Origin of the sequence: Kocuria sp. JC486, from assembly GCF_011602805.1 — a bacterium.
Lineage (GTDB): Bacteria > Actinomycetota > Actinomycetes > Actinomycetales > Micrococcaceae > Kocuria > Kocuria soli.
Genome location: NZ_JAAOZS010000046.1, coordinates 1 through 2305 on the forward strand (window position 1 = coordinate 1; position 2305 = coordinate 2305).

Below are 2305 nucleotides of genomic sequence, written 5' to 3' on the forward strand. Positions count from 1 at the left end.
TGTACGAGGGCAGGACGTTGGTGACGCCAGCACGGAGCTGAGATGCTGGGGGATGTCCGCCCACTCCGCTGTGGGGGCGGTGGTAGTTGTAGTGGATGTTCCAGATTCCGATCGCCGTGTCGCGGGCGTCTTCACTCTCGAACTCTCGGGCGTACAGCAGTTCTTCGGCCAGGATTCTCTGGTAGCGCTCCACCTTCCCGTTGTGTCGGGGCGTGTAGGGCCTGGTCTTCTGGTGGCGCGTGCGGTTGCCGACGATTCGCACGAAGTCGCCTGAGCGGTAGCACGCGCCATTGTCGGTGATGATGCGATGGATGTGCGAGATCCCGTGAGCGGCAAACCAGGCCTTAGCTCGGGCGAGGAACGCTGCCGCGGTGGTTCCCTTCTCGTCGGTTAGCGGCTCGGTGTACGAGAGTCGGGAGAATCCGTCGATGGCGGAGTGCAGGTACGTGTAACCCCGCTTCGACCCAGCTGACTTCGCGCGACCAGTGGTCTTGGCCTGGTCGCTGTCGCGCCCATGAATGCGCCAGCCGCCGCCGTCAGGGATTCGGCCGACCTTCTTCACATCGAGGTGCACCATATGACCGGGCCAGCGGGCGGTAATCTTCCCTGGCTTGCGATTGGTATCGCCGCCGGGGTCGATGAATCTGCGTCGGCCAAGGCCGAGCCGGCTCAGGTGTCGGGTGACGGTACGCCGGTGGATCCTGACGTCCAGCTCGGCGAGCTCGTAGGTGATGCGCTGGGCAGACCACTTGTGTTCGCGCCGCCAGAAATCGATCCGTTGGATGACCCAGGCTGCTGTCGCGGTACGGCTGTGGTGGGGCGTCGAGGCACGGTCGTGGAGACCGGCTTCGCCATGCTGTCTCCACCGGTTGACCCACTTCGAAGCGCACGCGCGTGAGATGCCCATCTCGGCAGCTACGTGCCCGATTGGACGGGTCAGGCACCGATTCACGAGCCGGCGTCGGCCTTCAAGGCTCAGCGGAGCATTGGCGTGCGTCACTTGGCAGCCTCCACATTCCGTACCCGCGGGGCGATCATGCGCAGCGTGGGCAGCATGACGAGGAGTGCGAGAGCGGTCAGCGCGGTCGCTGCCCACACGGGCCCAAGGTTGCTCGAGCTCTCGAGCGATACCGCTCCGAGCGCCGGACCAGCAGCGGCCCCGATGTTGAGAGCGGCGGTCGCGTAGGAACCACCCATAGTGGGCGCTTTTGATGCCGCGTAGAGCACTCGAGCGATCAAGGTGCTTCCCACGGCAAATGCCAGCATTCCCAGCAGGAACACCAGGACGAGCAGCGACACGGAATGCCCAGCAAGCACCGCGAGCAACAGCCACCCGACCAACAAGAGCGGCGCGGCCACAACGAGGACCATTCGCGGGTACTGGTCAGACAGTCGCCCAGCAATGCTGACTCCCATGAAGGACCCGATACCGAACAGCACCAGAGCCACCGATACCCACACCTGGCCCAGACCCGCTGTCCCGGTCACGACCGGCGCGAGGAATGTGAACGCGGCGAACGTCCCGCCATTGACCAGCGCAGCGAGCAGCATCGCCGTGAATAGACGGGGCACGCAGAGCTGCGCCAACTCGACGGCGAGAGTCGGGCCATCGTCGGCTTCGTTCTGCGTGTCTCTCGGCTGTGGACGGACGCCGGTGAGGATGCCGATTGCAGCAGGAACGCACAAGAAGGCGACCGCCCAGAACGTGGCCCGCCATCCCAGCGCTGTACCCAGGAGAGCCCCCGCGGGAACACCGGCGACCATGGCGATCGTGGTGCCCGAGAGGAGGATGGCAAGAGCGCGGCCTTTCCGGCTGGGGGCCACGAGGCTGGTCGCGGTGCTGAGAGCGACGGCCAGAAAACCGGCGTTGGCGACCGCAGCCACCACACGAGTTGCGAACAGCACGGAGAAGGTCTCGGCAGTGGCGGCAATGACGTGACAGGCAGCGAAAATTACCACACACCCGAGCAAGGTGCTCCGGGCGGGCCACCGACGGGTGAGAGCTGCCATGGCGGGCGCACCGAGAATCATTCCAACCGCAAAGGCAGAGGTGAGTAGCCCAGCGGTTCCGACCGAGATACCGACGCTGGCGGCGATGTCTGGCACGAGGCCAGCAAGCATGAACTCAGATGTGCCCATGGCGAAGACAGCCAGGGCAAGCAGGTAGAGGGCGAAGGGCATGGAGGACTCCGAGAAACGAGAACGAAAAAGGGGGAACGTCTCGTCATCACGGCCAGCGCCCAGGGTTCCGCCTAAGAGCCCGCATGGCGCACAAGCGCACGCAGCGGGTTAAGGACTCAGTAGG

At 64.9% G+C, this 2305-nt stretch carries 2 protein-coding genes; both read right to left on the reverse strand.

Features of this window, described 5'->3' with window-relative positions:
• Nucleotides 1-1000: IS481 family transposase (locus tag GWK18_RS12770; RefSeq protein WP_166835715.1), on the reverse strand; the 1000-nt coding region annotated here is incomplete at its 3' end.
• Complete coding sequence (locus tag GWK18_RS12775) at nucleotides 997-2181, reverse strand: Cmx/CmrA family chloramphenicol efflux MFS transporter (protein WP_166835717.1); 1185 nt, start codon at nucleotides 2179-2181, stop codon at nucleotides 997-999. The genes GWK18_RS12775 and GWK18_RS12770, both read right to left, overlap by 4 nt.
• Nucleotides 2182-2305: the final 124 nt, after the last annotated feature.